Origin of the sequence: Marinifilum sp. JC120, assembly GCA_004923195.1 — a bacterium.
In the GTDB taxonomy this organism is placed as follows: domain Bacteria; phylum Desulfobacterota; class Desulfovibrionia; order Desulfovibrionales; family Desulfovibrionaceae; genus Maridesulfovibrio.
In genome coordinates, this window is sequence record RDSB01000001.1 from 513,639 (window position 1) to 537,618 (window position 23,980).

Below are 23,980 nucleotides of genomic sequence, written 5' to 3' on the forward strand. Positions count from 1 at the left end.
AGATAAAGATTAGAAACTCAGGATGCGATGTTCGTATCCTGAGCTTTTTTGTGCAGACATCACCACACCAGGATGATACAAAAAAGGATGCGTAAACCTCTCCAAACCATCCTGATCAAACCGGCAGGACCGGACTGCAACATGGCCTGCACCTATTGTTTCTATCTGAAAAAAAACGAACTATTTAATGATAGCCCGATCCATCGCATGTCTGGGGATGTACTGGAAGAGCTGATTCGCCAAACCATGGAGCAATCGGATAATCAGGTCAATTTTATCTGGCAGGGCGGAGAACCTACGTTGATGGGGCTGGAATTCTACCAAAAATGCGTTGCGTTGCAGCAACGCTTCGGGCGTGGGCAAATGGTAGGCAACGGACTACAGACCAACGGTTTGCTCATTAACGATGAATGGGTAGATTTCCTTAAATCATACAACTGGCTCGTAGGTTTGTCTCTGGACGGCCCGGAGCACGTGCACGACCACTACCGCAAAAGCCGAAACGGAAACGGCACTTGGAAAAATGTCGTAGCCAATGCCGAAAAAATGCTTGTCGCCGATCTGGCAGTAAACGCACTCATTGTTGTAAACGATCACACGGTTCGTTTTCCAGACGAGATATACCAGTTTCATAAATATCTTGGTTTAACTCATATGCAATTCATCCCCTGTGTGGAAACGGACAACAACGATCCCTCCTGTCTATCATCTTTCTCAGTTCCTGCCGAAGAATACGGCTCTTTTCTATGCCGCATTTTCGACCTTTGGATGGAAGATTTTTCAGGCCTTACGCCTACCACTTCTGTACGCATGTTTGATTCATTATTTCATCATTACATAGGGCACCCTCCGCCGGAATGCACCCTGCTGGATGAATGCGGAACCTATGTGGTGGTGGAGCACAACGGCGATGTCTTTTCCTGCGACTTCTTTGTTCAGCCGGAATGGTATCTCGGGAGTCTGAAAGATTCCAGCCTGTCTGATATGCTGAATTCCGGTAGGCAACAGACTTTCGGTTGTAGAAAAGCCAATCTGCCAAACCAGTGTATCCACTGCTGCTGGCTACCTCTCTGCCGGGGCGGATGTCCCAAGGACCGATTTACAACTGAGGACGGAAATGCCTTCAACCATCTATGCCCGGCATACAAGATGTTCTTTGAATATTCAGACAAAAGATTCCGCCAGTTATCCCAAGAATGGAAAAAACAATATTCTGCCATGCAGGCGAAAAGCCGCGACACAGAAAAGAGCTCCAACAAACTCGGTAGAAATCAGCCCTGCCCCTGCGGAAGCGGGAAAAAGTATAAGCGGTGCTGCGGAGCATAATTAATAAAACTTGCACCTATTCATCATTTTCACGTATAGTGGTTTTAAGTATAAGGAGCGGGCAATGAAAGAAAAAACACGGCGTGAATTCTTGAAAGACGGACTTGCACTCACGGCAGGGGCTGTGGCCTCCGGCGTGCTGGCTGACACCAAAGTAGCCTCGGCAAAATCCACAAGCAAAGGCGAAAAAAAAACCTCAGCAAAAAAGACCGGGAAGAAACGCCCCAACATCATGCTGATCATCACCGATCAGCAACGGCAGTCCCAGCACTGGCCCACTGGATGGATTGAAGAACATATGCCCAGTATGGCGCGTTTGCAGCAGAACGGCGTGACTTTTACCAACAACTTTACGGCAGCATCTGCATGTTCTCCCAGCCGTGCAAGCTTCCTGACCGGTGTTTATCCAAGTGTTCACGGCGTAACACAGGTTCCGCCCAAGCCTCCTCTAAGCAGTGATATCACCAATATATTCAAGTTGGTAGAAGAAGCCGGATACGACGTAGCTTATAAAGGCAAAATGCATCTATTCACCCCGCAGAGCAATCCTTCCACAGACAATTTCACCAGCTACGATATCAAATGGGCCTCGGACAACTACAGTGCCCACCGCTGGAATCCACCGGATTGTGCAGTAGACATCGGCGGCAACCCATGGATCGGCGGGGGAACTCCAAGCAACGACCAGCGCTTTGTTGATGGAGTACCGGATACTTACAACCGCATGACACCCGCCATAACCAAGGGCGAGACTATTTTCGAATATCTGGACAACCATGATCCAGAAAGAGACAAACCTTTTCTAATGGTCGCCTCCTTCGGCAACCCGCACGACATCAGTGCTTGGCCCGATCAGGGTAAATGGGGTTACCCCAAGGAAGACTATGCAGATCTCACGGAAATCAACCTGCCGCCAAACTATAATGACAATCTGGATGAAAAACCGTCCGCTCAAAAGGAATACCAAAAACTCTGCGACAAGGTATCCAGCTGTCCCACGAAAAAAGACCGCGTAGGATTCTGCCGCTTCTATGCCCACCTGCATAGAGTGGTCGACAAACAGATTTCAGCAGTTCTGGATAAACTCGAAGAAAAGGGACTCACAGAGGATACCGTCATTTTCCGTTTCGCAGACCATGGAGAGCAAAGCTGGTCCCACCAAATGATCCAGAAAGGAGTCAACAGCTATCAGGAAACCATCAATGTCCCGCTAATCATCTCCAATCCGAAACTTTTTCCAAAAGGAAAGAAAACCGAATCCTTCTCAAGCCTGATCGATCTGGTTCCCACCGTGTCTGAACTGACCGGAGCCGCTACTCCTGAAGAGCTGAAGAAAGCGGGCATCCTTGGCAAGTCACTTGTTCCAGTAATGGACGATCCCAAGACTAGCGTACGAGACCGGATAATGTTCTTCACTGAGGACTGTGAATCACTCTTTGAAGGACTTCTCGGGATAAACAATGTCTATGAGACAATACCGGGGAAAATCCGCAGCATCCGTTACAAGAACTGGATGTACGCTGTATACTTCACAAATAAAGGCAGCAAACTTGAGTATGAGTTGTACAATCTGAGCGATGATCCGGGACAGATGATCAATCTGGCTTGGGGATCACGAAAAAAAGCCAACCTTGTCCGGATGCAGAAGCTGCATGACATGCTGACAGCTGAACTGGTCACCTACAAGGCTCTGCCTAATGGGTTCCAGTGGCCTACAAAGACAGGAACCGAATCCGTATAGTTCTGTTAACGGCATACGAATATAAGTATGAGATAATTCCCTATTCACTTTCCTAGAAGGCCGAGTTGCAAGAAGTTCAACGGGACGTAAAAAAGTAAAATTGATTCAGTTAGTTAAATATTAATAATTAAAGCTCAGGATGCGTTCTTCGTATCCTGAGCTTTTTTTATGCAATTGAAAATTCAGTCCATCATTTTTTAAATATTACCAGTTAAAACATAGTTACCTAGCACATTAATTCTCTGCTCGAAATCAACAATCAGTTGATGTTACCACGGTAACATGTTACCAAAAACACCTTATTATTAACATTTTTCAAGGATTAAAAGACATGAACAGAGACTTTAAGCTGCTTTTAGGTGGGCAACTTGTTTCACAGGTAGGCGACAAATTTCATATGATTGCATTGGCGTTATGGGTACTGGAGACTACCGGATCATCAGCAAAAATGGGTACAGTACTGGCAGCCTCAATGATCCCGGGCCTTATACTGGGCTTGTTTTCAGGTGTCGTCATTGACCGCTATCCAAGGAAGATTATCATCGTCGGCACAGATATAATCCGCGGACTGGTTCTATTGATTTTTGCATGGATGATGGCCTCGGGACAGATGAACTTTTACCTGATTCTGATCCTGCAAGTGATCTTGTCCATTAATGCGGCTTTCTTTGATCCCGCAATTCCATCGATTATTCCCCAGATCGTAAAAAAAAAACAATTAAGCAAAGCCAATGCCTTGCACCAGAGCGTATACAGCTTTGCCATGATCGGTGGAGCTATCTTGGGAGGTGTTGCAGTGGGCGCACTCGGGTATGTGTGGGTATTTGCGCTAGACGGCATCTCATTTCTAATCTCAGCGGGATTTGAATCCCTGATCAGGATTCCTAAAATCTCGAAAGAGAAATTCAAAGGAAGTTTTAAGAGAGACTTAATAGACGGATACTCATACCTTTTCAGCAGCAGATCACTGCTGATAGTACTGTTCCTAGTGATGCTCATTCACTTCTTCGTAGGTGGCATAGAAGTTTTCATGCCGATCATTGCCCAACACACAGAAAACGGACCTCAGGCACTGGGAGCATTTCAGGCGGCATTAGGTGCGGGAATTCTTGTAATGTCCCTAATACTCAGTCGTTTTACAATTTCAGGAAAAGAGAAAAACACTTTATTTTCATCCGTTATAGCTATGGGAGGTGTTCAGATTCTTACATGGTTTATTTCACCCGCAAACAAGATGGCAACAGCAGGCTATGCTGTTTGCTTCTTCCTTTGGGGAGCAGCAATGATCAGAGCCGCAGTTTCCTTCAAGACCATACTTCAGACCTATGTTGACAACACTTATGGTGGACGAATCTTTGCTGTGGCGTCAACAATCGGAAACGCGTCAATCCCCGCAGCAATGATAATATTCGGACTGCTGTTGGACTACACTGACTACTCAAATCTTCTTCCAATTTCAGGATTTGCCTTGACAGTACTAGGCCTGATCGCTTTTGTTCTATTCAAGGAGGAAAGACATGACACGGAAAAATGCAGCGCCCGAAGCACGGAAGGTGCATCGGGTTCAAACCGGGGTGAGACTTGAAAAAAGACTGCTTAAGGTTCTAAAAGGACTTGCTGAATACCATGACATAAGCCTAGGGGACCTAATTGAAGGTATCGTGCTCCATTCCTTTGACGGCAAACCCCCTTTCAATGAAAACAACCTGCAACGCATACAAGACCTAAAAAAGATATATGAACTTGATTTGACAAGTGAGGACTCCCATAACCTGACAGAACTTTAAGATGTTAAGTCACGGACCGCTGAACACGCTCGTCTTTTGGTAAAGACGGGCGTGTTCAAATCCAGACAGGAAAATAAGCTCATTCCGCAATTCGCAAGCTGAGCTAAATGCAGTTACATCTCTTCATACATATTCCCACCTCCCTAATCACAATAAATACGCGAAAATAGACGGTTAATGCGCTATCCAGCTTGACTTCCCATCATTTGTCAGCTAAATATACCGCCTTTCGTGCAGTAATATTATTGCGCGCTCTTTATGATGTACTAGGTCTTCGCCTTTTATGAATTCAAGGATAATAGTGAGTTGCAAGGGCAACATTATTATCCCCGCGACGACATTTTTATGCTTGTCCGGCTTGCCGGGCATTTAACAATTTTTCCGCAAAGAGAGAATGGATTATGCAAGTTGCAGGTAAAGAACTTGAGGTTCAGCAGGGTGCGCTTTGCGGCGAGGTCCTCAAAGAGGCCTTGTCCAAGAAGCAGTTCAAGAACGTTGTAGTTGCCAAAAGTGGCGAAACGCTTCTTGACCTCACCACCACCGTGCCTGCCGACTGTACCGACCTTGAGCCGGTAATGGCTGACTCCGTAGAAGGTCTGGAAGTAATCCGCCACTCCACTGCACACCTTATGGCTGAAGCAGTGAAGAAGCTCTTCCCCACAGCCAAAGTAACCATCGGCCCCTCCATTGCCAGCGGCTTCTACTATGACTTCGATTACGAACGCCCCTTCACTCCTGAAGATCTGGAGGCCATCGAAGCCGAAATGCTGCGCCGTGTGGGTGCCAACGAAGAATTTACCTGCGAAGTGCTTTCCAGCGCAGATGCACTTAAAAAGTTCGAAGGAATGGGCGAAGATTACAAGATCGAACTGATCAACGACTTGGGCGAAGAAACAGTTTCCGTATACACCAACGGTGAATTTGCAGATCTCTGCCGTGGCCCCCACGTGGCCCGCACAGGCATGCTTAAGGCTTTCAAGCTGCTCTCCGTCGCAGGTGCATACTGGCGCGGCGATGAAAACCGCCAGCAGTTGCAGCGTATTTACGGAACCGCTTTCCCCGATCCCAAGTCGCTGAAAAAACATCTTGCCCAGCTTGAAGAAGCTAAAAAACGCGACCACCGCAAACTGGGAACTCAGCTTGATCTCTTTTCCGTCAGCCCTGAAGTGGGTGCGGGTATGATCATCTGGCATCCTAAAGGAGCACTGGTCCGGGCCATCCTTGAAGACTTTGAACGCAAGGAACACCTCAAACGCGGTTACCAGTTCGTACAGGGCCCACTCATTCTCAAGCGCGAGCTTTGGGAAAAATCAGGCCACTACGACAACTACCGCGAGAACATGTATTTCACTGAGATTGATGAGCAGTCCTACGGCATCAAGCCCATGAACTGTCTCTCTCACATGCTGGTATTCAAATCCAGACTGCGCAGCTACCGCGACATGCCCCAGCGTTATTTTGAGCTGGGTGTGGTCCACCGCCATGAAAAATCCGGAGTGCTGCACGGTTTACTCCGCGTGCGCTCATTCACTCAGGATGATGCCCACCTCATCTGCCGCCCTGATCAGCTCAGAGACGAAATTATCGGAGTTGCAAAATTCGTCGGCGATGTGATGGATCTATTCGGATTTGAATACGAAGCGGAAGTCAGCACCAAGCCTGAAAAGGCCATCGGCTCTGATGAAGATTGGGACAGAGCAACCAACGCACTTGAAGACGCACTCAATGAAATGGGTATGGAATACTCAATCAATGAAGGCGACGGTGCTTTCTACGGTCCCAAAATTGATATTATTATTAAAGATGCACTTGAACGTCGCTGGCAATGTGCTACAATCCAGTGTGACTTTACCTTGCCAGAGCGGTTTGACTTAAGCTATGTGGGCGAAGATGGTGAGCGTCACAGACCTGTAATGCTCCACCGGGTAATCCTCGGTTCCATCGAACGTTTCATCGGAGTTCTACTTGAACATACCGGTGGCGCACTGCCTGCATGGCTATCCCCTGTTCAGGCAAAAATTCTCACTGTTACCGACTCTCAGAACGAATTTGCACAAAAAGTCTTGCAGTTTCTGCAAGAAAAGGGCATTCGTGCCGAGGTTGATCATCGCAATGAGAAACTGGGCTACAAAGTTCGGGAGGCCCAGCTTGATAAAATCCCGTTCATGTTAGTAATTGGCGACAAAGAAGTCGCTGCGGAATCGGTCAATGTAAGGGCCCGCGACGGGGAAGACCCCGGACTTAAGTCTATTGAAGACGCGGCAGAGCTTATTTCGACCGCCATTAACGAACCATTCAAACGCGGAGGCATGAGCTATAGCTTTTCATAGAGACAGGCGTCCCTATCGCAGGGATGACGGTGCCCGCCGAAACGAGCGCATTAGAGTTCCCAGGGTCATGGTTATTGACGACGAAGGCAATCAGTTGGGAGAACTTCCCACACGTGAAGCCCTTGAAATCGCACAGGACCGGGGTCTTGATTTGGTTGAAGTTGCAGAAAAGGCTGATCCGCCTGTTTGCAAGATTATGGACTATGGTAAGTTCAAATATCAGCAGCAGAAGCGTAAGCAGGAAGCCAAAAAGAAGCAGACTGTAATCCAGATCAAGGAAGTCAAGTTTCGCCCCAAGACAGACGAGCACGATTACCAGACAAAGCTCAAGCACATCCGTCGGTTTCTCGAAGGCGGCGATAGGTGCAAAGTCACTATATTTTTCAGGGGCCGAGAAATTGTCCATAAGGACAGAGGGTTAACTGTTCTGGAGCGAGTCAAAGAGGATACCATGGAGATTGCCAAGATGGAGCAAGCCCCAAGGTCCGAAGGCCGCACCATGAACATGATGTTGGCTCCTATTAAAAAATAAGGTCTTTGCCAGCTTAACAGCTGGTATTCCCTAGGAGGATAAAATGCCTAAAATGAAGACTAGAAGAGGCGCTGCTAAGCGTTTCTCCAAGACTGGTAGTGGAAAATTCAAACGTCGTCGTCAGGGTCTGCGTCATATCCTGACTAAGAAGAACGCAAAACGCAAAAGCAGACTGGGTCAGAGCACTACAGTTGACAGCGCCAACATCGGCCAGGTCAAACGTATGCTTCCCTACGCTTAATTGCGATTTGTTAAGAATTATTATTAAAGAACACTCCTGTCCACGGAACTACGTTCGTGGCTGGTTTTAGATACATTCCCCAGGAGGAATAACATGAGAGTAAAACGTGGTGTAGCCGCTAAGAAGCGTCACAAAAAATATTTAAAAATGGCCAAGGGTTTCCGTGGTTCCGGATCAACCCTTTACCGCACCGCCAGAGAGCGCGTTGAGCGTTCACTCTGCATGGCTTACGTTGGTCGTAAGCTGCGCAAACGCGACATGCGTAAACTCTGGATTCAGCGCATTAACGCAGCAGCACGCCTGAACGGTCTGTCTTACAGCCGTCTTATTCACGGCCTCTCCCTCGCCGGTGTTGCTCTGAACCGTAAAGTTCTCGCCGACCTCGCTGTTAACGATGCTCCTGCATTCGCTAAAGTCGTCGAGACCGCTAAAGCTCAGGTTAGCTAAAGTGTCGGACGTAAAGTCCCTGTTACAGGAACTTGAAGGCCTGGTCCCGGAGTGCGAAGCACGCCTGGATCAGGCTTCTTTGTCTGAACTGGAAGGCATTAAAATCGACATGCTCGGCCGCAAGGGCCGTGTTGCTAAAATCATGTCCGGTCTGCCCGCACTTCCTAACGAAGACAAACCTGTTGCAGGTAAAAAAGCCAATGAAGTAAAGGCCACTCTCACCGAGCTCATCGAGGGAAAGCAGAGCCAGCTTGAAAAAGCCGCCACCGCTGAGAGCCTGTCCCGTTTCGACCCCACCATGCCCGGACGCAAACCAGCTGAAGGTTCGCTCCACCCGGTCACCCTCGTCATGGACGAGATCTGTGACGTATTTATCGGGCTGGGATTTGAAGTCGTAACCGGACCCGAAGTTGAAAACGACTGGTACAACTTCGAAGCACTGAACATTCCGCCGGAACACCCCGCGCGCGACATGCAGGACACCCTGTACATCTCAGAGTCCATCCTGCTACGCACCCACACCTCCCCCTTGCAGATCCGCACCATGAAGGACAGAAATCCTCCGCTGGCAGCAATCGCACCGGGTAAGGTTTACCGCAGGGATTCCGACCTGACCCATACCCCCATGTTCCACCAGATTGAAGGTTTTCTGGTTGACCAGAACGTCAGCATGGCGGACCTCAGGGGAACCTTGACCGCATTCGTCCACCAGCTATTCGGACCTAAGACTGACGTACGTTTCCGCCCCAGCTTCTTTCCCTTTACCGAACCCAGCGCGGAAGTTGATATCTCCTGCGTAATGTGCGGCGGCAAAGGAACCATCGACGGCAAGCCTTGCCGTGTATGTAAGCAGACCGGTTGGGTGGAAATCCTCGGTTGCGGCATGATGGACCCCAACGTAATGAAAGCAGTTGATTACGACACCGAAAAATACTCCGGTTTCGCATTCGGACTCGGCATTGAACGCGTAGCCATGCTCAAATACGGCATCGGCGACCTGCGCATGTTCTTTGAAAACGACATCCGATTCCTCGAACAGTTTTCCTAATATATACGCAGTAAATACTGCTGGAGGCTTAAATGCTTTTAAGCATGCAATGGCTGCGGGATTTCGTTCCTTATGAGGGCGAAATTCAGGAGCTTGGCGACAGGCTGACCATGCTCGGCCTTGAGCTTGAAGAAATTTTCAATCCTTTTGAAGCAATTAAAGACATCGTCGTCGGGCATGTTGTGGAGTGCGACAAGCACCCCGAGGCCGACAAACTGTCTGTTTGTAAAGTAGACGTCGGTGACGGCGATCTTCTTGATATCGTTTGCGGCGCACCCAACGTAACCAAAGGCATAAACGTGCCTGTGGCCAAAGTCGGCGTGACCATGCCCGGTGATTTCAAAATCAAGAAGGCAAAACTTCGCGGCGTTAAATCCCACGGCATGATCTGCTCCGAGCGCGAACTGGAACTCTCCGAAGAGCACGACGGCATCATGATCCTGCCCGAGGGACTTACTCCCGGCGCGAAATTCACCGAAGCCATGAACATGGAAGATACAGTCATGGATCTGGGGATTACCCCCAACCGTGCTGACTGCCTATCCATGCTCGGTATCGCCCGTGAAGCCTCGCTGGCATTCGACCTGCCCATCAACATGCCTAAACTCAACCTTGTTGAGAACGGTGGCAATGCGGCAGATATGCTGGGAATTGAAATCGACGATCCCGACCTCTGCCCGCTTTACCAGGCCAGAATCCTGCAAGGCGCAAAGATCGCACCTTCCCCGGATTGGATGCGTTACCGTCTCCTTTCCGTAGGCGTACGTCCCATCAGCAACATTGTTGACGTGACCAACTACGTTCTTTTCGAACTTGGCCAGCCCCTGCACTCCTTTGACGCAGACCTGCTCAAGGGCGACAAAATCCGCGTAGGCCTTGCTCCCGAAGGAACCAAATTCACCACTCTTGATGAACAGGAACGTAAGCTTATAGGCTCCGACCTGCTTATCTGGGATGCTGAACGTCCGGTAGCACTTGCAGGCGTTATGGGCGGCATGAACTCCGAGATTCACGACGGCTCCACCAACGTGGTCCTCGAATCCGCTGTGTTCCGCCCCGGCCTCGTGCGCAAGACCGCCCGCCGTCTGGCACTGCCTTCTGAAGCTTCCTACCGCTTCGAACGCGGCGTGGACCAGCAGATGAATACCTTTGCCATGGACCGTGCAGCTCAGCTCATGAGTGAACTGTCCGGTGCAAAAATTGTTTCCGGCGTGGCTAAGAACGAACCCAAGCCTTGGCAGGACCGTACCCACGATTACCGCCACAAACGCTGCAACAGCTGGCTTGGTCTGAACCTTGAGCCTGAATTCAGTAAAAAAGCTTTCTCCCTCATGGGACTGGAAGTTAACGATAATGATGCGGATTGCTGGAAAGTATCCACTCCCTCCTACAGACTGGACCTCGAACGCGAGGCCGATCTGTACGAAGAAGTAGCCCGCTACTTCGGCATGGATAAGATTCCTTCCGTACTGCCCCGCATCTCCAAGACCTTTGACGCTTCCGTTATTGCGGAAACCCCTTACGGCTTTTACCGCCGTATTAAGAACTGGGGTCGTGGTGTCGGTCTGCACGAAGCCATCAACTACAGCTTCGTAGGTGATGATGATCTCGACCTGCTGGGCCTTCCCAAAGAAGGCCGTGTGAACATCGCCAACCCCCTTAGCGAAGACCAGAACGTCATGCGTACCGAGCTGGCTCCCGGCCTGCTCAACACCGTGCGTCACAACCTCGCACAGGGCAACACCCACATCCGGGTGTTCGAAATTGCCAAGAAGTTCATCAAAGACGAAACTTCCGACACCGAAACCCGCGAGCAGACCCGTCTGGGCATCATGCTTAACGGTCCCCGTTCAGGTGCCGAATGGCCTAACGAACAGGGCGATGCCGACTACATGGATGTAAAAGGCCTTGTTGAACACCTGCTGCACGATCTCAAACTGGGCGAAGCAACCTTCTCCCTTGCTGAAGATCACAGCTACCTCGAGCCTTGTGTGAACATCACTCTCGGTGAGCAGAAAATCGGTTTCATGGGCATGGTCAAGGCAGATATTGCCGACAAGTACCACGCCAAGAAAGAGGTTTGGATGGCCGACCTCAACGCCGACCTGCTGCGCGAGATCGTCATGGCACACGAGATCAAATTCGAAACACTGCCGGTATTCCCGCCGTCCAGACGTGACGTGACCGCAATCGGTCCCGTTTCCCTGCACGCGGAAACAATCAAGGAAGCGATCCTCGGCCTCAGACTGCCGCTGATTGAATCAGTTGAACTGGTCAATGTCTTCGTACCCGAAGGACAGGAAGATGAGCGCAACCTCTCCTTCCGCATCACCTACCGCCACGGCCAGAAAACCCTGACCGACAAAGCTGTAGACAAAGAGCACAAGAAGGTGCTCGCAGGACTTGAAAAGTCCCTGCCTGTACGTTTCTAGTCTTCTGATACTGACTAATTTAAAAGGCCCGGCTGAACATGTTCAGCCGGGCCTTTTTTGATTATAAATTGTACATGATTCTCCTCTTTTACGTAACATTAGACTGTTAATTTAATTTGAATCTAATGTTCGCTAATAATCCCTACACTCAGACAACTCAGGAGAAATCATGAAAAAAACTTTTATCGCACTGCTCTGTGCCGCGTCTTTAACCGCCACTGCCGGAATTTGCAGCGCGGCAGGAATCAAACTGGTTAAGGCCGGAACTTATCACACCGGTGCTTTTGACGAATCCGCCGCTGAAATTGTCAGCTTTGATCCTGCCAGCATGCAGGCTTTTGTTGTCAACGGCGACAGCAAAGCCATTGATATTTTGAATATTAGCAATGTAAACAAGCCCGCTCTGGTCGACTCCATCAGTGTAAAAAAATACGGCAAGGGCGCTAACAGCGTTGCTGTAAAAAAAGGTCTTGTGGCCGCGGCTGTCGAAGCTACCCCCAAGCAGAATACCGGTAAAATCGTGGTCATGAATACAGCTGGTGACGTAAAGGCCGTCTTTCCTGCCGGAGCATTGCCCGACATGGTTACCTTTACCCCCGATGGTAAACACATCATTTCCGCCAACGAAGGTGAGCCTAACGACAAGTATGACAATGACCCTGAAGGTTCCGTGACTATTATTAATATTTCCAAAGGGCTGAAGAAAGCAGTCGTAAAACAGGTCCGCTTTGACGGTTACAACTCAAAAAAAACTGAACTTCAGAAAAAAGGTGTCCGCATCTCCCATCCCAAGGCTACTGTAGCTCAGGACCTTGAACCTGAATATCTGGCTGTTTCTCCAGACTCCAAAACCGTCTTCGTTTCCCTGCAGGAAAATAACGCCATTGCTGTAATTGATATTGCATCCGGTAAAATCAAAGACATTTTTCCTCTGGGGCTTAAAGACTGGGCTGCTCATAAAAATGTTTTCGATGCCAGTAACAAAGATGGTGGTATCATGCTTAAATCTTGGCAGGTGTTCGGTTGTTACATGCCCGACTCCATCGCCTCTTATAAAGCCGGTGGTAAAACTTATATTGTCACCGCTAACGAAGGTGACGGACGCGAGTACGGCGAAGATGACGATCACATTTCATACGTAGATGAAGTCCGCGCAGGCAAAGCCAAGCTCGATGCAAAGGCCTTCCCCAATGCGGCAGAACTTCAGGAAAAGAAAAATCTTGGCCGTCTCAAAGTGATCAAGGATCTTTCCGATACCGACGGTGACGGAGATTTAGACCGTCTGGTAGCTTTCGGTGCGCGCTCCTTCTCCATCTACTCCGAGGATGGAAAACTGGTTTATGATTCCGGCGATGATTTCGAGAAAATTACCGCCAAAACGGTTCCTGAAGGCTTCAACGCTTCAAATGACGATAATGAAATGGATGACCGCAGCGACGACAAAGGCCCGGAACCTGAAGGTGTCACAGTCGGTGAAATAGACGGCAGAGCCTATGCTTTTGTCGGACTCGAACGCATCGGTGGAATCATGGTCTACGACATCACCGACCCGAAGAACCCCACATTCGTACAGTATGAGTTGAACCGTGATTTCAGCAAGGACGTAAAAAGTAAAGAAGCCGGAGACCTCGGCCCTGAAGGTCTTTGTTTCGTTTCCGCAGCTGACAGCCCCAGCGGCAAACCCCTTGTAATCGTCGGCAGTGAAGTAAGCGGCACCACCACCGTTTATGAAATAGAAAAAATTAACAACACCCCGTAGAATTGAAAAGAATAACCGCAATGTTGGTATGTATACCAACATTGCGGTTTCGTTTTTCTGTTCTAAAGAACAATACAGCTTACTTTATTTTCCGACTGTCCGCCATGGTTGATCAGCTAGACGGGCTTGATACCGGGCAGAACATTGCCACCAAATAAGCCGTCCCCATCGCCCCGACCAAATTTATCAACACAAATGCCGTGGAAAACTGCCAGCCGAAATAGGCCAGCATTATAGGCAGGAGGACTGGCTTAACAGAACGGCAACCAATGAAGTTGGCGATGATGAATATGGATGCGCCCTTCTCTTTCAAATCCTTGAATAACGGATACCATGCGTAGATTGGTCCCATTGAGATGATGCCCGCCAGCCCGGAAAGAAAAACTCCCTTGATTCCAGTCTTGTTGCCGAGAAACCGGGCTACAGATGCCGGATTTAAATAGCGGTTAATGAGCGTCATCATGACCAGCACAATGCATATAGGCAATCCGAGTTGAGTAAAAAGCGTCTTGGAGACTTCAATTGCACGGGCAGTAGATTGAGGATAATGCAACTGACAGAGACCGTAAATACAGATTACACCCAACGGGAAAACCCATGGTTTTATGTGTTTCCAAATGATTTTCATAGCGGACATCACAACAGCCCTCCACAAACAGAAACAGTCAGAGCCATTAATATCGCCATTACAAAACCGCACAAATTGCGCACGATTGCGAACCGACTTCCTAGTGCGGCAGATTCAGCAGGCAGTTGGATCAGGCCGACAGTAACCCAGGCCATCATCAAGGCAATAACGCCGGACTGCTTCACCCCGGCACTGAGCAGGCTGTCACCGATCACGTAACTGTTAACCGGATTCCCTACCAACACACTACCAAGGGCCGCCCCTAAAATTGAATCCTTTAAAACTGAACCGGAAAACATAGACAGCAAAGTTGCCTCAGAGACAAAACCGCGAAACAACCCCAGCAACAAGATAACCCCGATTAGCTTTGGCAGAAGCTGATAAAACTGCCGCAATCCCTTTTGCATGGCAATTTCCCAGAGTTCCCGCTCAGACGATGCTCTAGACTCTACAATCGGACCGTCGCTACTGAGCCCCGTAGATTCGAGATAGTCTGCCACAGCCTCACGGACACAGCCTTTTACTCCGGTTATGATTTCGAGCCCTTTGCCCTTCATAGCACCTACTATGTGCGGAGCCACATACCCTACCAGCAATGCTTCAGCCCCATTACTGACAGCCAGTGAAATAATCGCTACCCCGGCCCCCGGACCGGATGATGGCGGCGGCCCTTCCTTTACCTCAAAAGACATATCTTCAGTTTCAATTATCAATATGTGTGCGGCTGTACCCAGCTTAGGGGCCACCTTTGCATCTAAATCAGGCTCGGAACAAGGAACTACAATTTTCATGATTACCACCAAATATAAAAATATAAAGGTCACGTAAAACATACGCGCAGATAGCAAAAGGCTTCAAGTCATAAACTAACGCTATTTTGACAGAAAATAATTTTTTACCTGACCGGTATCACCGAAGACTGCGATACATATCGCTGATTTTCCCGCTTTACATACACGTCTGGACTTTCCAGCACTCAGGTTGTAATAAGATGAAGTTACGCGAAGAAGCTAAATTAATGAGAAAATAAGCAAAATAGGATCAGACATGGCCAGAAAGACCAAAGAAGAGGCAGAAAAAACACGGCAGGCCCTGCTTGCCTCAGCCTTCAAGGTATTCAACGAAAAAGGATATGCAAAAACCACATTGCAGGATATCGCTGAAGACGCCGGAGTTACCCGCGGAGCGGTTTACTGGCATTTTAAAAACAAAACCGATCTCTTTGAAAAACTTTTTGATTACGCATTTATGCCTGTCCGGGATTTGCTCTTCAGCAGATTTGAAGAAAAACTCGAACCCAAGGAAATGCTGGAAAGCCTGATGCGGGTCTGGATCAGCCATGCCGGTACAGAAGAAAATTTTCGCGCAGCATTCGGCATCATGTTCAACAAGACTGAATGGTCTGAAGAACTCATGCCCTTCAAATTAAAATTCAGGGAATACGAATACAAATTTCTGAAGAGAACCGAAAAAATCATCGAACAGGGCCAAAAAGACGGTGTTTTCAGAAAAGAGCTTAAACCCAAAGTTGCCGCCGCCCAGTATTTTTCAATTTTGCTCGGTCTGGCCCAATACTCTCAGTTTTTCCCGGAAGAAGTTAATATTGACGCTGAATCAGACTCTTTAATCGAAATGTTCATGCACTCATGTTTAAAAGAAAATTAATCATATTCATCACAGGCCTACTGCTTCTTTCCACTTCCGCTTTTGCAGCAGATAAAGAGCTTTTCCCCACCAGCGAATTCAAACTGGGGTATGAAGGCATGTACATGTATTACGATGAACCTAACGTAATGCATGAAAAAGGCATCCTCAACGGCGGATTCGGATCGTGGACCGGATATTTTACCGACTATAACATCATGGTTAATGCCGAGCTTGAAGGCCTTGCCGGCTCACTTAGATACAGCGGCAAATATAGCGACGGCACACCGCTCAAATGCGACACTGACGATTACTTCATTAGCGGACGCGCAACTATCGGCATGGGTATCGACTATGGTCACACAGGGATAACCCCCTATCTTGGCATAGCTGCCCGCTATTGGAATGACGACATTAAAGCCACTGGCGGTTACGAACGCCAGATCAAACAGCTTTACCTGCCTGTAGGTGTAAATATAATCACCAAACTGGATGAAGGCTGGTCCATCGGCGGCACGCTGGAAGGCGATTTGCTGCTGGGCGGAAAGGTTAAAAGCAAACTTTCTGATGTCGGGCCCAATTACGAAGACGTCAACAACACGCAGAAATTTGCTTCCGGTGGCGGTGGACGAGTCTCCGCATTTCTTGAGTACGACTTTGATGACTACGCACTGGGAATGGAACCGTACTTCCGCTACTGGCACATTGAAGACTCAGAGAAAGACACAGTAAGCACCGGAACCTACATGGAACCGAAGAACAAATTCTACATGTCGGGCATGCGGTTGTACGTGAAGTTTTAAACTTCACTAAGAAATAGAATTTAAAATCCCCTGCTGAGGTTATCTCAGCAGGGGATTTCTTATTATTTTGGCCCACCTTTTGCTAATGATAACAGAACTAACGTTTTTCTAACACCAAAATCGACGACAAATTGACCCTGTTTTAGAATATAATTGCAATTTACCTTTGCATAAAGTTTCGTCCTTTTTCGCGATAAACTATCAGGAGCTCACATTGCCAGTACGTACCGAAAATAAATCACTGCGCAAATCACACCGCATAAACCTCCCTGCCACCATTGAAATTGAGGGCCAACGCTATAAAGTCCTTGATTGGTCTCTTAACGGTGTCCGGGCAGAAATATGTAAAGGAATCCTTCCTGAAAACTGGGAGGGAACTGCGTCTTTTTCCTTGCCCCTCAAACATATGGCTCTTTCTTTCGATGCAACAGTTATGCTACGCAGACAAGATAAAGAATCAGCTGGTTTTTCGTTCGAATCTATTTCCGAACAGGGCAAAACCATACTCTCATCCTACGTCAAAGCCAGTATTGAAGGCCAGATAGATGACGTTGAAGGTTTTATTGAAAAAGTCGAGGCCGGTTTCTCTGCCGTTACTACAGAAGCCCCACTCACTCACTCTGAACGTCAGCAGTTCAAACGCAGCTTTTACGGCAGATCGGTACTACTCATGCCCTTCATCATTAGTGCCTTGCTGCTCGTAAGCTTTATTTTTTACAACAGTATCTCTCTTGCGCGCAGTACCCGTGCAGTAGTTTCAGGCGGCCTTATTGACTCTGCAACTGAAATTTCAGCCTTCCTCGACAACATACAGGTGCAGGAAGGACAGACCGTGCAAAAGGGAGACCTGCTCTTTACTCTGGACGACACAGAACTACGCCGCAAAATAGAAGACAGCAAAAATGTAATGGAAATTGAGAAAGAAAAACTGAACTACCTCTATGTCGCACTACAGGAGGAAGCCAAATCAGTAGGAATGTACCGCAAGGCGGCCCAACATGAACTGAAGCGGCTACGTCATAAATTAGACGGTGTTGTCGCTGAAATTGACACCGCCAAAAATGAATTTGACCGGGCCAGTGATCTTGTAAAAGCTGGTGCCACAAGCAAATCTTACTGGGATATACGCAACAAGGATCTGCGTTCGCTTGAGGCTGAAAGAAATGCACTTACTGAACAGCTTCTGCTTGCTGAAGAAAATTCAAAAAGTTCAGAGAACGGGAAATTTTTATCCGATGGCAAAGTTCAGGGCCAAATCCGTGAATTGGAAGCAAAAATTAAAGTTCAAGAACGGATTGTGGAAATGAGCGAACAGGATCTTGCCCGACAGGTTACCCTTTTTGAAAAGACCCGTGTGCTCAGTAAGACAGACGGAACAGTATACTCAATCACACAGGAACCCGGTAACTATATTAACAAAGGGACCAATGTTGTCACTCTTGCAGCAACAAAATCCAATCCATGGATTCTGGCCAGCTTCACTTTTGAAGAAGCACAACGCATAGCCCCAGGAGCACAGGCAATGGTGTATATCCCGTCTCTGGACATAACATGTAAGGGCACAGTTCAAGCGATGGGACTCAAAGCCATGAAGACAAAACAATCGGGCCCTCTGGGTCTGGAAATAACCCGTAAGGAAGTTCCGGTAAAAATCAATCTGGTAAATCTACCGACTTCTCTCGTGGCAGGACTTGGTGCAAATGTCAGCATTGAGACTTCTTACGACAAGATGCTGAAAAACATTTTCTAGAAATAAACGATGGTTAAAAACGAAGATCCTTTTAATCAGCTGCCGTGGTACGAAGCCGCTAAAGCTTCAATTCCAGCCACCGCTTGCTACCTTTTGTTCGCCTGGGCAGTACTTGCCGCCCTACCGGAAAGAGCTTGGGACATTAAAAACGGCATCATCATATCATTTTCACTCTTCGGAATATGGCGTTACTCATGGCAGATGTGGCATATTGTCCGTCATTACCGCTATAGCTTGTCATATTTTCCACGCCTTCGCGCAGAGGCAATGTCGCTGAAGGACAAATACCCCAAACGACTGTACATAATGGTGCCCTCTTTCAAGGAAGACAAAAGCGTCAGTCAACTCGTATTCTCGGCTCTGATCCGTGAATCGCTGACCATTCCGAGCGAGATATTCATATATGCTTCAGTCGGTTCTGACGAAGAGATTCATTTCATCTCAAAAGTAATCAGCAGCACTCCGGGCGGCTCATCCCTGAATATTGTTTTCATGCACCAGAATCAGGGTAAAAGAATCGCAATGGGCCATGCCCTGCGCGCCATAGCCCGGCATTACAACGATCCCTACTCATGGCACCCCGATGCTGCCAACGACATTGTAATTTTCATGGATGGCGACTCACTTGTCGAACCCGGCATGTTCAAAAAGACCCTCCCCTACTTCAGAAGCAACAAGTCCCTAGGTGCATTGACCACCAACAGTGTGGGAGTTTCGCCAAACTACGCCAGCATTTTTCAGGACTGGTACACCGTAAAATTCGCCCAGCGCCATCATATATTTCAGTCGCACAGTCTTTCCAGACGGGTACTAACCATGACCGGGCGATTCTCCATGTACCGCTCCAGCGTCGTCGTCAAAGAAGAATTTATCCGCTTTCTTGAAGCTGACCACCTTGACCACTGGCTTTTCGGAAGATTTCGTTTTTTGATGGGCGATGACAAGTCCACATGGTTCTACCTGCTGAAAGAGCGTATGGACATGCTTTACATTCCCGATGCAAAAGTGCTTGCACTGGAAACCCGTGAATCCAGTTTTTTCAAAACCAGCATGTCGCTCATGAAACGCTGGTACGGAAACATGCTGCGTAACAATTGGCGGGCCATAAAGCTCGGGCCGAGAAACATGGGAGGATTCATCTGGTGGTGCATTGTCGACCAGAGATTATCCGCATTTACCCCGCTTGTAGGGCCGTGCGCGGTTTTACTGCTCGGTATATTCCAGTCATGGTATTTCGTAGCCTTTTACCTTGCATGGGTAGTTATCGCCCGATTGGCAATGATGTGGGTTTACGTGCTTCAAGGCATGAAGCTGACTATACTTCATGTTCCCCTCACAATATACAACCAGTGGATAGGTTCACTGCTCAAGATACAAAACATGCACAATCTCGCCAAACAATCATGGAACAAGACAAGCAAAAAGGACAAGAAAAAGAAAACACAACTAGTGGGAACCATGGATGTCGGCAATAGACTTGCCCGGAAAATAGTCCGCTTCTCAATGCTTACATTTACCAAAGTTGCATTGATTGCCATATGCGCACTGCTTACCGGAGTGGTCACCCTCCCTCGCATGTACGAACTGGTCCACTACAGCCGGGTCATCACCAATGTGCCACAAGCAATTGCCGAGGATACGCACGATCCTTCTATGGCAGTGCGGACTATTACTGCCAGCAGTAGTAAAGAAATAAATGCTGCGATTGAATCCTGTCCTGCAAGCGAACTGCTCGAGATCAATATCCCCGCAGGAACTTTTATCCTTAATGAGCCGATACGAGTTAATAGAAGTTCGGTTAAAATTAATGGTGCAGGGAGGGATAAAACCAAACTTATCTCCAAGCTCAAGGTAGAACAGGGAAAAGCAATTTTTGATATCGGCGGACAAAAAGGATCACTTGTCGGGCAAACTAAAATAGCAGCCCGCAAAGGAGATCGTACAATTGCCATAGACGGCTTTCCGGAAAAAGCACCTTACATTTGGATACGCATAGCCAACTCGCCGGAATTTTTCGACTCTATCGGTGATACAAACTGGCGTAAATCCAAACCTTGGATCAGGTTTTTTATTGCCGAGGTGGCATGGACTACCAAAGGTTTTGTGGGACTCAAACAGCCCCTCCCGATCACTTTCCCCAAAGGAACCATGGTCCGCTCTGCAAGCCCGGTCTCGAATGTGACCCTTTCCGGTTTTACGCTTGAACAACAGGCCCCGGAAGCGAAAAGTAAAAAGATAAAAGAAACTTACGAAAACATTGCTCCTGCCTACGCCATAGATGGCATACGTCTGGATTGGGCGGTCAAAAGCAAAATAAAAGACATCAACATAATAAATGCGGGTCGCCACCCTCTGGTATTCGAAAACAGCCGTGATAATATCGCTGACAATATTCACATCGACGGAGCATGGAACAAAGGCAAACAGGGAAACGGATATATTCGTTTTGCCCGCAGCTACAACAACGTTCTCAGCAACTCAACAGCCCGTAATATCCGGCATCTGGCCTTTCAATGGGGAGCCGCAAACAACAGAGTCAAAAACTGCGAACTTTTCACGGACATAAATTTTCACGGCGGTTACAGCCAGAACAACGTCGTGACTGACAGCGCGGTAACTCCCCCGGCAACACATCCATGGAAGGCAGTGACAAGAATGCCTAAAGGAGGAGCCGCGTGGGCACCGCCGGATGGTCCCGGCAATGATGTTATCTTCCGTAAAAATCAGAAGAACTAACTCAACTCCTTCATCTTCCGCTCAAATTCAGTTCTGTCCTTACCTACATAAAAAATAAAGGTGCAGAGCATGACTATCATGCAGCCGATAAGTGCATCTTTAGCTGCGCCGGAAAGTGCGATGAGGCAGAATCCGCAAGCCAGCAGTGCGGATGCGATCTGTAACCATGCCTTCTTGGCGTGGAAACCATAACGACGCAATAGGTTGAGTGCGGAGTAAAAGTACGGTGGCAGAGTCAGCAATACGGCTATGGACGCGATATTACCGAACAGGGACTGGGTGTTGCCGCCCTTGGAAAGCAGCATTAGCACCACCAAAAGAATGCTCATCATGATTGATGAAAATATTAACCCCATAACCGGGGTTCCGTGGTGGTTTTTGCGTCCGAAGACTTCAGGCAATGTTCCATCGCTTGCGGCCCTTGAACCGGCCTGTGAGACCAGCATCATCCATGAACCGAGCGAGGCCAGACAAGCAAAAGCGGTTACAGCGGAAACAACCTTTGGAACATACTCAGAAAATGGCATCCCCGCGCAAATATGGCCCATTGCCAAGGAAAAAGGTGCGCCTGACGCAGCCATTTTCTCAGCCGGAAACATACCCGATATGGCTGTGCAGGATAGAATATAAACCACCCCGGCCAATGCGGTGCCGATCATGGTGGATAAGGGGATTGTGCGTTTTGGGTTCTTGACCACAGCAGTGTTAACCGCGGCACTTTCCACTCCGATAAAACTCCAGATACACAAGATGATTGCCGCCAGCACCGCTGAATCCGGGGTATGTCCTTTCACCAGCCAATTAGCGTTAAACTGGGCTGCATCAAAGAACGCCCAGCCAGCTGTTCCGGTAATGATCACCGGGACTAACAGCAAGACGACGCCCACGGAAACCAATCTGCCGATCCAATCCGCGCCGAGGATGTTGATTCCGGTAAAGAACCAGATAATCGCGATGGAAGTAACGCCGGATGCCATAGGGTCCTGCAAAGCTGGAAAGAAAACGGAAAGATAGTCCACCCCGGTAATGGCAATTGCCAGATTACCGATCCAGTTGGCGTGGTAATAAAGCAGCCCGGACTGATATCCCAGAATAGGTGCCACCTCACCGGAGTAAGCAATGGGCCCACCCTCTTGCGGATCTTCCATGCCCAGCCTCGAATAAACGTAAGCCAAGGCCAGCGCACCTACCAGAGCCACGCCCCAGCCGATGATAGAAATACTGCCGATGGAAGCAAGGTTTGCCGGGAGCAAAGCGATGCCCGAGCCCATCATGTTACCGGCTACTACCGCCGTACAAGCAACTACACCCATTTTCTTATGCTCAGCTGACATATCTTGGTCCTCCATGCCTTCGGCGACTTTATTTTAGTTCAGCATGCTTTCTCACTGCCCTGCCGTAAAAATAAAGCGGGACAGAGGTGAACACCACAACACCTACTATTAAAAATCCGATATACCCTGCTGAAGCCGTAAGACCTTCATCAAGTACTGCTTTTGGTGGAATAAAACCGAAAACAAAAACGAAAATACAGGTTACGATTGCCAGTCCTGACACCAACCATATTCCGGGCTTGCCACCGGGTATGGTGTAGCCCCTTTTCACGCCCGGACGGCTGTAGCGCAGCTTGATTGCCGCCGCGAACATGAGCAGATACATGATTAGATAAAGCTGCACGGCCAATGCGCTCATAAGCATAAACGCACTGGAGACCGTGGGCATAAAAAGAATGACACAGGAAACAAGGGACGAAAGCCCGCTCTGAATGAGCAAGATGTTGGTAGGTATCCCGTATTTGTTGGTCTTCCTCCAACGGCTTGGTAGATAACCTTCGCGGGCAACTTCACGGATACCCTTGGACGGACCCACCATCCAGGTGATGACCATGGTCAACGCACCGTAAGCCATCAAAAAACAAATGACCGGAGTCATGTATTCCATTTTATGAATCTGGAAAAGCTTGTCGAAAGCCTGACACACTCCGGCACTGAGACTTACCCCATCTGCCGGAACCACCATGGCGATAGCGAGTGATCCCAATGCAGACAAACCGATAATCAGCGCACTGGCTGCAAAAATTGCCTTGGGATAATTCACTGCCGGGTTACGCACTTCATTAACGTGTACTGCGGACATTTCCATACCTGTAAATGAAATCAGCATGGCCGCCAGCAGCATCAGTTGCTGCAAGCTCTCAATGTCCGGCATAAGCGCGGCGGGTGTGAAAGGGATTTGTACCGTCCCCCCGGATGCGACATGATCAATGCCCAGCACAATAATCAGCAGACCGGGAACGATTGTCCCGGCAATGGCACCTGATGAACTGAAAAAAGCGGATAGTTTCATATCCCGGAAATTCAAAAACGTTGCCAGCCACAAAGCAACCTGAATAACCGCCACAATGAACCATTTATTCGAAGCAAGCTGCGGATCAAAAGTATACGCAATGGCCGAGCCGCAGAAAGCCAGCACAGCCGGAAACCACGGCAGATTCTCCACCCACTGCATAAAAATCGCAACAAAGCCCCACTTGGGGCCAAAGGCTTCTTTTACCCACAGATACACGCCGCCTTCATCATCCCAGCCCGAAGCCAGCTCAGCCGCAACAAGAGCCGAAGGAATGAAAAAACAGATTGATCCCAGTGCCAGATAAAAAATCAGCCCCCAGCCGTATTCCGCAAGACCGGGCAAAGCACGTAGCGACAAAATCGCCGCTACGTTTATCATCATCAGGGTAAAAACTGATAATTTCTGTTTTGAATGTGATTCGCCCATT

At 48.5% G+C, this 23,980-nt stretch carries 19 protein-coding genes; 15 read left to right on the plus strand and 4 right to left on the minus strand.

Annotated elements, in window-relative coordinates:
• Positions 1 to 87 precede the first annotated feature (87 nt).
• The 11 genes from D0S45_02425 (at position 88) to D0S45_02475 (ending at position 13,643) form a co-directional block, all read left to right on the plus strand.
• The gene (locus D0S45_02425) at positions 88 to 1,326 is read left to right on the plus strand and encodes an anaerobic sulfatase maturase (GenBank protein TIH20216.1); all 1,239 of its coding nucleotides are present in this window, start codon (positions 88 to 90) and stop codon (positions 1,324 to 1,326) included.
• 64 nt (positions 1,327 to 1,390) lie between these two features.
• Positions 1,391 to 3,067 (plus strand): hypothetical protein, encoded by a 1,677-nt coding sequence (locus D0S45_02430; GenBank protein ID TIH20217.1) that lies wholly within the window; start codon positions 1,391 to 1,393, stop codon positions 3,065 to 3,067.
• Positions 3,068 to 3,398: 331 nt separating this feature from the next.
• Positions 3,399 to 4,652 carry an MFS transporter gene (locus D0S45_02435; GenBank protein TIH20218.1) on the plus strand — a complete coding sequence of 418 codons (1,254 nt, stop codon included), beginning with the start codon at positions 3,399 to 3,401 and terminating at the stop codon, positions 4,650 to 4,652.
• The gene (locus tag D0S45_02440) at positions 4,585 to 4,854 is read left to right on the plus strand and encodes a hypothetical protein (protein ID TIH20219.1); all 270 of its coding nucleotides are present in this window, start codon (positions 4,585 to 4,587) and stop codon (positions 4,852 to 4,854) included. The genes D0S45_02435 and D0S45_02440 overlap by 68 nt, the downstream gene beginning before the upstream one ends.
• A 401-nt stretch (positions 4,855 to 5,255) precedes the next feature.
• Complete coding sequence (gene thrS, locus D0S45_02445; GenBank protein TIH20220.1) at positions 5,256 to 7,184, plus strand: threonine--tRNA ligase; 1,929 nt, start codon at positions 5,256 to 5,258, stop codon at positions 7,182 to 7,184.
• Complete coding sequence (locus tag D0S45_02450; protein TIH20221.1) at positions 7,171 to 7,716, plus strand: translation initiation factor IF-3; 546 nt, start codon at positions 7,171 to 7,173, stop codon at positions 7,714 to 7,716. The genes thrS and D0S45_02450 overlap by 14 nt, the downstream gene beginning before the upstream one ends.
• Before the next feature lie 43 nt (positions 7,717 to 7,759).
• Entirely contained in the window at positions 7,760 to 7,957 is a 198-nt protein-coding gene (locus D0S45_02455) for a 50S ribosomal protein L35 (protein TIH20222.1), read from the plus strand.
• Positions 7,958 to 8,050: 93 nt separating this feature from the next.
• Positions 8,051 to 8,404, plus strand: coding sequence for a 50S ribosomal protein L20 (locus tag D0S45_02460; protein TIH20223.1), 354 nt, complete (start codon positions 8,051 to 8,053; stop codon positions 8,402 to 8,404).
• A gap of 1 nt (position 8,405) precedes the next feature.
• Positions 8,406 to 9,452 carry a phenylalanine--tRNA ligase subunit alpha gene (locus tag D0S45_02465; protein ID TIH20224.1) on the plus strand — a complete coding sequence of 349 codons (1,047 nt, stop codon included), beginning with the start codon at positions 8,406 to 8,408 and terminating at the stop codon, positions 9,450 to 9,452.
• Positions 9,453 to 9,484: 32 nt separating this feature from the next.
• A complete protein-coding gene (locus tag D0S45_02470) occupies positions 9,485 to 11,884 on the plus strand; it encodes a phenylalanine--tRNA ligase subunit beta (GenBank protein ID TIH20225.1) in 2,400 nt (799 codons plus the stop codon).
• Between the two features lie 169 nt (positions 11,885 to 12,053).
• Complete coding sequence (locus tag D0S45_02475) at positions 12,054 to 13,643, plus strand: alkaline phosphatase (protein TIH20226.1); 1,590 nt, start codon at positions 12,054 to 12,056, stop codon at positions 13,641 to 13,643.
• Positions 13,644 to 13,755: 112 nt separating this feature from the next.
• Here D0S45_02475 and D0S45_02480 read toward each other — a convergent pair whose 3' ends face one another.
• Both D0S45_02480 and D0S45_02485 read right to left on the minus strand, forming a co-directional pair.
• Complete coding sequence (locus tag D0S45_02480) at positions 13,756 to 14,280, minus strand: hypothetical protein (protein TIH20227.1); 525 nt, start codon at positions 14,278 to 14,280, stop codon at positions 13,756 to 13,758.
• Positions 14,280 to 15,104: a hypothetical protein gene (locus D0S45_02485; GenBank protein TIH20228.1), complete on the minus strand. Its 825-nt coding sequence runs from the start codon at positions 15,102 to 15,104 to the stop codon at positions 14,280 to 14,282. The genes D0S45_02480 and D0S45_02485 overlap by 1 nt, the downstream gene beginning before the upstream one ends.
• A 214-nt stretch (positions 15,105 to 15,318) precedes the next feature.
• Here D0S45_02485 and D0S45_02490 point away from each other — a divergent pair, with 214 nt between their 5' ends.
• The 4 genes from D0S45_02490 (at position 15,319) to D0S45_02505 (ending at position 21,204) form a co-directional block, all read left to right on the plus strand.
• Positions 15,319 to 15,936, plus strand: a complete 618-nt coding sequence (locus tag D0S45_02490; protein ID TIH20229.1) for a TetR family transcriptional regulator — start codon at positions 15,319 to 15,321, stop codon at positions 15,934 to 15,936.
• The gene (locus tag D0S45_02495) at positions 15,918 to 16,718 is read left to right on the plus strand and encodes a hypothetical protein (protein TIH20230.1); all 801 of its coding nucleotides are present in this window, start codon (positions 15,918 to 15,920) and stop codon (positions 16,716 to 16,718) included. The genes D0S45_02490 and D0S45_02495 overlap by 19 nt, the downstream gene beginning before the upstream one ends.
• A gap of 214 nt (positions 16,719 to 16,932) precedes the next feature.
• A complete protein-coding gene (locus D0S45_02500) occupies positions 16,933 to 18,468 on the plus strand; it encodes an HlyD family efflux transporter periplasmic adaptor subunit (protein TIH20231.1) in 1,536 nt (511 codons plus the stop codon).
• 9 nt (positions 18,469 to 18,477) lie between these two features.
• On the plus strand, positions 18,478 to 21,204 hold the full coding sequence (locus D0S45_02505) for a glycosyltransferase (protein ID TIH20232.1): 2,727 nt from the start codon (positions 18,478 to 18,480) through the stop codon (positions 21,202 to 21,204).
• On the opposite strand, the gene D0S45_02510 is transcribed toward D0S45_02505, so the two are convergent.
• Positions 21,201 to 22,553, minus strand: a complete 1,353-nt coding sequence (locus D0S45_02510; protein ID TIH20233.1) for an amino acid permease — start codon at positions 22,551 to 22,553, stop codon at positions 21,201 to 21,203. The two genes, D0S45_02505 and D0S45_02510, sit on opposite strands and share 4 nt — an antisense overlap.
• A 13-nt stretch (positions 22,554 to 22,566) precedes the next feature.
• The gene (locus D0S45_02515; protein ID TIH20234.1) at positions 22,567 to 23,979 is read right to left on the minus strand and encodes an amino acid permease; all 1,413 of its coding nucleotides are present in this window, start codon (positions 23,977 to 23,979) and stop codon (positions 22,567 to 22,569) included.
• Between the last annotated feature and the right edge of the window lies 1 nt (position 23,980).